Source organism: Nitrospinaceae bacterium (assembly GCA_018669005.1).
Lineage (GTDB): Bacteria > UBA8248 > UBA8248 > UBA8248 > UBA8248 > UBA8248.
Genome location: JABJAL010000105.1, coordinates 1 through 6,763, shown reverse-complemented (window position 1 = coordinate 6,763; position 6,763 = coordinate 1). Strand labels below are relative to the sequence as shown.

Annotated in this window: 5 protein-coding genes; 4 read left to right on the top strand and 1 reads right to left on the bottom strand. The window is 56.3% G+C overall.

What is annotated here, in order from left to right; all coding sequences use genetic code 11:
* On the bottom strand, positions 1-484 hold a 484-nt coding region (locus HOJ95_16875), incomplete at its 3' end, for a sulfatase-like hydrolase/transferase (protein ID MBT6396371.1).
* A gap of 474 nt (positions 485-958) precedes the next feature.
* Between HOJ95_16875 and HOJ95_16870 the strand changes: the two genes are divergently transcribed.
* From HOJ95_16870 to HOJ95_16855, 4 genes are all read left to right on the top strand, one after another.
* A complete protein-coding gene (locus HOJ95_16870; GenBank protein MBT6396370.1) occupies positions 959-1,846 on the top strand; it encodes an MBL fold metallo-hydrolase in 888 nt (295 codons plus the stop codon).
* Positions 1,836-2,645 carry a DUF4159 domain-containing protein gene (locus tag HOJ95_16865; GenBank protein MBT6396369.1) on the top strand — a complete coding sequence of 270 codons (810 nt, stop codon included), beginning with the start codon at positions 1,836-1,838 and terminating at the stop codon, positions 2,643-2,645. Before HOJ95_16870 ends, HOJ95_16865 begins: the two co-directional genes overlap by 11 nt.
* Before the next feature lie 4 nt (positions 2,646-2,649).
* Positions 2,650-5,028, top strand: coding sequence for a hypothetical protein (locus HOJ95_16860; GenBank protein MBT6396368.1), 2,379 nt, complete (start codon positions 2,650-2,652; stop codon positions 5,026-5,028).
* A partial coding sequence (locus HOJ95_16855; GenBank protein ID MBT6396367.1) for a hypothetical protein occupies positions 5,025-6,763 on the top strand: 1,739 nt, incomplete at its 3' end. The genes HOJ95_16860 and HOJ95_16855, both read left to right, overlap by 4 nt.

The window sequence follows — 6,763 nt, the reverse complement described above, 5'->3', positions numbered from 1 at the left end:
CTGTGTCGTAATGAAGGTAGGCAGAGTCTCCGGGGCCCAATTCCTTGCCTAGCCGCTCACAGGCGGCCTTGGGCGGCATTTCGTTGCGAAGTGCGCCGTAGATATCGCCCACACCATTGGTGACATGCATTGGTGCAATCTGCTCGTCGAATCCGGTGGGGTCAGAGGTGTTCCGGTAGTGGAGTTTTCCAATCGAGACCACAGAGTGACCAGTCGCTTGAAGGCGGTGTCCCCAGCTGGGCACGCTCCCATCATAAGGGTGGGCGCCGTCCCAATTTTCAATCTGATGTACGTAACGCCCCGTGGCGAGGGACGCTCGCGCGGGAACGCACAGAGGACAATTGGTGTATGCGCTCGTGAACCGGGTGCCCATGGCGGCGAGACGATCTAGGTTTGGCGTCTTTACCATGGGATGGCCGTAGCAGCCGAGGGCGTTTACGTTGTGCTCGTCGGCCATGATGAAGACAAGATTCGTGGACTTCACGTTATGCTCCTGGAAATAATCAATAGAAGAATCGGAGTTTGCGAATAACCGGTTTCGCTAATTATACTATTTATCACAGGAGAATTGGAATCATGGCTGGAGAGGGAAACCATATATGTGGGGCTGAATATTTTGGGCTGTCTCCCACTGATACTGTATAATCTCCTGTTGTATCGTTGTGGCATGCGATGTTACTTATTAGCGCCGAGTTGGGACTCCAAAATCCCCGCGCCCAATTGAGTGAGCGTGGGAGAGTGCCGATTAGAAAAAATATTTTATTTTATTTATTTAAGTGTCAATAAAACAGATGGTTGATAACTGGTAGTTAATGTGGGGCATCCGCGTATAGCCCAGAGATCAAAAGTATTTTGCTCCAAAACAAAATATCTATAAGGAATTCTCTGTTTTTCTCGGTGTTATCCCTGTAGAATAGTAAGTAATACAAGCCGCCTACCACATACATTTTAAGAGGGTTTGATTATCTCCGGGACGTTTCCCGTCAGGGAAATTAAACACTCGTTTCCGCTCAAGCGCTTCTTGGCATTCGGTCTGATGTTTATCGTCCTCAATTTCGTATTTGCGCTCTCAGCCGAGGCCATATGCAAGCCTGGTCTCGTTCGGCGGGACGGTCGCTTCATTCCGGTTTCCTGGAATCTAGATCGGCAACGCCTGCCCCTCGCCCGATTGGCGAAGGCGGGGCTTACCCTTGGGCTGCGATATATGGCGCATTCGAGTTTCCTTCTCACCGGCCCCAAGGGGGGCAGGGTGCTCACTGATCCCTACTGGACAACGCCGCCCAATCCGCTCCCTCAGGCTGTATCGGTTTCAAACTGGCATGACACGCACTCACAAACCGGCCCTTATGAGGGCAAGGCAAAAATTTTCTTCGGTGCCTCGCCCGAGGGAAGACCCAACAAGGTTGACGAGCTTATTAAGGGTATCCGGGTATTTTCCTTTCCCCAGATTGTTGGCAACGCGGAGTCACCCTATGTCATTAACACGGTGTTTATCTTCCAGGCAGCGGGGATTTGTGTGGCCCATTTGGGCAATGCCAGATTCGGCCCCTCCGAGGGCCAGATACGGGCGCTTGGAAAAATTCACGTCATGTTGTTGCCCATCGATGGAAGAAACAATCTCACCCACGAGGAGGGGGCAAAGCTCGTAAAACGCATAGGGCCCAACATCGTTGTGCCGATGCACTACGCAGGGCCCGAATTGTCCACGATGTTTGCCCAGGCGATGAAGGTCGAGGGTTTTGAGCGGGTGAAGTTGGCGAAATCCCCGGCCCTTAATCTTTCTCTCAGGAAACTACCGCCCCCCACGGTACTAACTATTTTGCCACCCACTGAAGATGTTCCCTGATAAGGCCCTGAGTCGCCGTCATTTCCTCGGCTACGCCGCAGCCATTGCCGCTGGTGCGCTTGCGCCTCCCGCAGGCACTTGGGCGCAGAGCCCAGCCGAGGTGAAAAGCAGCGCAAACAAGCCGCCGCCCGCCTTTGTTCCCGGTCAGATTCGCTATCGAGGTGGCCGCTGGCAGGAGTATCCCTCCGCCATGGCCTCGATGCTCGATGAAATCAGAAAGCGAACGAGCATCGACTCCGGCCCCGAGGCCCAGGTTGTCGATCTCTCATCCCCGGAACTATTCAAATATCCTTTTCTCTATCTCTCGGGGCGCTATGATTTCGATTTGCCCGAGGCCGCAGAGATTGATCGACTTCGTCGTCATCTGACTTACGGCGGGTTTTTGTTGGTGGATGATGGCCTTGGCGTGAAAAACGAGGGTTTTGGTCTAAAGGCGAGAGAGCTTATCGCCAAACTCTTCCCGCGCGAGGCGCTTGAGCCCCTTCCCAACGATCATGCGCTGTTCAAGAGCTACTACCTCATTCGCTCGGTCGGCGGTCGGCAATCGGTCAGCCAGGAGCTTGAAGGGGTGAGGCTGGGTGGTTTTACGCCGCTCGTCTATTGTCGCAACGATTTGGGCGGGGCCTGGGCGCGTCGGCCCGATGGTGGCTGGGTCGAGGGTTGCTCGCCCGGGGGGGAGCCCCAGCGAAAGTCCGCATTTCAACTGGGCGTGAACATCGTCCTCTATGCGATGACGGGCAACTACAAACAAGATTTGATACATCACCCAATTATCCAGCGCCGTTTGAATCAGGGGTAAGCCGATGGATTTGAGTTCTATATATTGGCCGGGCGGCGCGCCGCTATGGATGATTGCGCTCCTGGCTATCGTGCTGGCCGAAAGCATGCGCAGGCGGATTCCGTTCCTCAGAGAAAAACTCTCCTCTGGCCGAACATATTTCCTCCTCACCCTTCGCGGCGCGTTGTACGCCCTGATCCTTTTCTTCCTAACCGGGCCTACCCTGATGGAGGAGAGCGAGCGGGTGTTGCCGCCAAGGTTACTTGTCCTGGTGGATAGCTCGGCGAGCATGGGCGTCAAGGATGCTCCCGGTGGCAAGACGCGCGCCTCCTCGGCGCTCGGTGCGTTGCTCAAAAGCGATAAAAAAAAGTCTGCTGAGTCTGGAGAGGCCGGTAAAGCTGTTGAGACTGATGAGGCCGCAGAGGGCGGTGAGGCGAAGGGTCTTCTTGATCGGCTCTCTGAGTCCTACGACGTGCGGGTGAGGCGGTTCGATTCGACCAGCGCCCCGCTGTCGCGCAATGAGCTCTCGCAACTCTCTCCCGTGGGACAGGGAAGCGACGCCCTGCAATTTATCCGGGCCGCGATCTCGGGGGGGCAAGGCGCGAAATCGGAAAGAGGTGAGGCCGGGGAGGCTGTGGACCGGCCCGCTGCCGTTGTTTTGTTGTCAGACGGAGGGGACACCTCGGGTGGCGCGTGGCCTCCGGTGGACATGAAGCGCCTTCCGCCGGTTATTGCCCTTGGTTTTGGGTCCCCGCAGCGTTATCGGGATATTTCTCTACACGATGTGCATGCCCCGAGGCTGGCCTTTGAGAACAAAGAAGTGCGCCTCGACGTGACGCTTTCCGTGAAGGGATATGTGGGCCAGAAACTCCCCATCGCCCTCACGCGGGGGGCGCGCGTCATCAGCACACAGAGCATCGACGTTGGGCGAGACCCGAGCCAGGTTAAAGTTCACTTTAAATTCACTCCCCGCGATGTGGGAAGTTTGCTCCTCGCGCTAGAGACTCCCGTCCAGGGGGGAGAGATGGTTGAGTCGAACAACCGCGTGGAAATTCCTCTTGAGGTGCGTCGCAACAAAATTCGCATGCTCACCATTTCGGGCTCCCCCTCGTGGAACTACCGCTTCTTCAGGATGGCCCTCAAAAGAGACCCCTCGATCGATCTCGTCTCGTTCGTTTTTTTGCGCACATCAGAGGACGACCCCGGTGTTCCAACCCGCCAGTTGAGCCTCGTGCCCTTTCCTGTGGACACGCTCTTTCTTGAGGAGCTTAAAAATTTCGACATCGTGGTTTTCGATAATTTCTCGGCCAACGCCTATTTTAGTAATTATTACCTCCAGCGGGTGTATGATTATGTAAGGGCGGGCGGTGGCTTTCTCATGTTCGGCGGGGACAAATCGTTTGCCTCTGGTGGATATGCGCGCTCGCCGGTCGAGAAAATGTTGCCCGTCCAACTCTTGCCGGAAAATGATTTTGTTTTTGATTTAAAATTTGCAGGCAAGTTGACGCCAGCCGGAAATCGCCATCCCATCACCCGCCTTTCTCCCGATCCTGCGACCAACGAGCGGCTCTGGTCGAAATTTCCTCCGCTGAATCAGGGGAATCTGACGTCACCTGGAGCCGAGGGAACGGTTCTTGTTGCCTCAGGAGAGGGTGAAACTTCGGGAGCGCCTCTTCTTGCCGTTCGCCGCCTTGGCGAGGGACGCGTGCTGTCAATTCTGAGCGATGATATGTGGCGCTGGAACTACGGGATGGTGGCCGCCGAGAAAACCAATCGTCTCTACCTTCGCCTGATAGCCCAGATGGTTCGTTGGCTCTCGGGCGGCCCTGGCGCCTCGCAAGTGGAAATTCTCCCCGAGGCCGAGCCGGCAAAAGATGGGGCTTATGTAATTCGCCTACAAGTTCGCGACGATTCGTTCGTACCCGCCGCTGGGGCGCAGGTGCGCCTCACGCTCCGAGATCCATATGGTATGCGCCATAACGTGCCCGCCGTGTTTCGCCCAGAGACAGGAGAGTTCGAGGCGAGGTTTATGCCGAGGGGGCGCGGAAGCTATCGCGCTGAAGTTGAGGCCAGACAAGGCGAGCGCTCACTGGGTAGCTCGATTCGCACCATCTCGGTGGGCGGGGAGGCTGGCGGCGCCGAATGGGCTGATGCAAGCCCACACTTTGAACGCCTCAAAACGCTTTCAAAGGGAACGGGCGGCATTTTTATTCCGGCGAACATGATTCGAGCGAGCAAGCAGGATATAGCCGACCGTGTCTTGAAAACCCTGGAGGGTAGGGTTCCTCCCAGGCTCACAGAGGTTCGCGATGTGCGCCTTTGGAGTATTCCCTGGATTGGTTTTATTCTAATTCTTTTGCCGGCTGTTGAGTGGACGATGAGACGGCTTTGGGGGTTGGCATGAGCCCGGAAAAATCTTTTTGGCTGATACGTGATTTTCTAGGAAATGTAATCTCGGGGCGCCAGAGGGTCAGGCGGCTAGAGGCTTTGGTGTTGCTGCTGCTCGGCCTGGCGTTTGCGTTGTTACTGGCGCCTGCGGCCGTCATGTCGCAGCCCCTCTGGGGATACTCGGCGGTTGTTTATCTAGGCGCCATAGTGCTGATTCTTGCGGCAGTGGCATCTCGGGCCGCCTGGATATTAAAGCGCCCGCCGACGCGAGAGAAAATCGCTCTTGAGATCGAAACCGAACGGGGCGATTTGGGCAACAATTTAATCAGCTCGCTTCAGCTTTTCCCGACCAAAGATTTGCTCGCCGAGGACGATCCGACATCTCCAGAACTGATCGATGCGCTCGTGTTTGAAACCGCCGAGCAGGTGGAAAAACTGGACCCCGTAATTTTCGTGTCCAATGCCGCGCCGCGCCGGATGGGCCGCCTGCTGGCGGCGCTGGGCGCAACCGTTATGTTCGTGGCGCTTTCATGGCCGGGCGTTTACCCGAGGGCGGGCTACCTTCTTGCCAACGCAATTGACTTGATGCCCTCGCGAATCACGCATTTACACCTTTCGGCATCTGTCGTGCGAATCCTTCCCGGGACAAATGTTTTGTTCGATGTCCGCACCGAGGGAATGGTGCCTGGCAAGGTGGCGCTGGAAATATTGGAGCCTGCGGATGCGGCGGCGGGCGCTGATAATCGACATGGCGGTGTTGTTCCGATGGAAGAGCTGGGCGAGCATCAATTCAGATTGAAATGGCGGGCGGGTGATGGCGATGTGCGCGTTTTGGCGCGCTCGGGGCGTTTTCGCTCTGCGCCTGTCGACATCAAGGTGGTTGCTCCCCCGCGCACTGAATCGATTGAACTGGTGAGTTATCCGCCCGAATACACCCCGTTCCCGCCCTCCCGGCAAACCGAATCGGCCGACATTAAGGCCTATCTTGGCACATCGATAAAAGTGCGCGTGAAGCCCGACAAGCCGGTCAAGGAGGCGGTTATCGCCCTGACCGACGGATGGCAGATCCCCCTAAAGCCGGGCAAGGATGGATACCTAGAGGGAGCAATGCTGGTGGGCAGTCCGGGTTCCTATCAGATTAAGCTCAAGGATTTTGACGGCTTCGAGAACTTGAGGCCGCCACGCTATCGCATCGATATCATACCCGACACCTCGCCTCAGGTGACCATCGCAAAGCCTGGCAAAGATGTGGACATGGAGACTGATGACGCGGTGCGGCTCCTCTGGCGGGCAAAAGATGATCTGGGTGTCCAGGGAGTGAGTCTTGAGGTTCAGATTGGAAGGAGTGCGCCTCGACGAATTCGTCTTTGGGGCGAGGAGCGAGCAAAGAAAATAGTCAAAGGAACCCATGTTATCGATCTACGGGCCTATGGCATGAGGCCGGGGGGCATGCTTGCCTATCGAATAGTGGCCGAGGACACGGATACGGTTAGCGGACCCAAGCAGGGCGCGAGCCCGTTCTATCGGGTCAAGATACGGAACCGAGAGGCGGTTATCGCCTCGCTGGACAGCAAGCTCAACGAAATATCCTCGAATCTTCTCGACCTTCTTGGCGATTATATCGAAAAAGAAGAGGTGCCTGAGGAACTCTCGGGTGGCAAAGAGCCGGGCCGGAAGACCGCTCGTGAGCCGGGCAAGGCCAAGCAGGGAACGGCGAGGACAATTCCTGGAGCAAAAGAGGAAAAATCTCT

Bases quoted from the DNA above. Each gene is read 5' to 3' on its own strand.
- HOJ95_16865 (MBT6396369.1), top strand. From the start codon at position 1,836: ATGTTCCCTGATAAGGCCCTGAGTCGCCGTCATTTCCTCGGCTACGCC.
- HOJ95_16860 (MBT6396368.1), top strand. From the start codon at position 2,650: ATGGATTTGAGTTCTATATATTGGCCGGGCGGCGCGCCGCTATGGATG.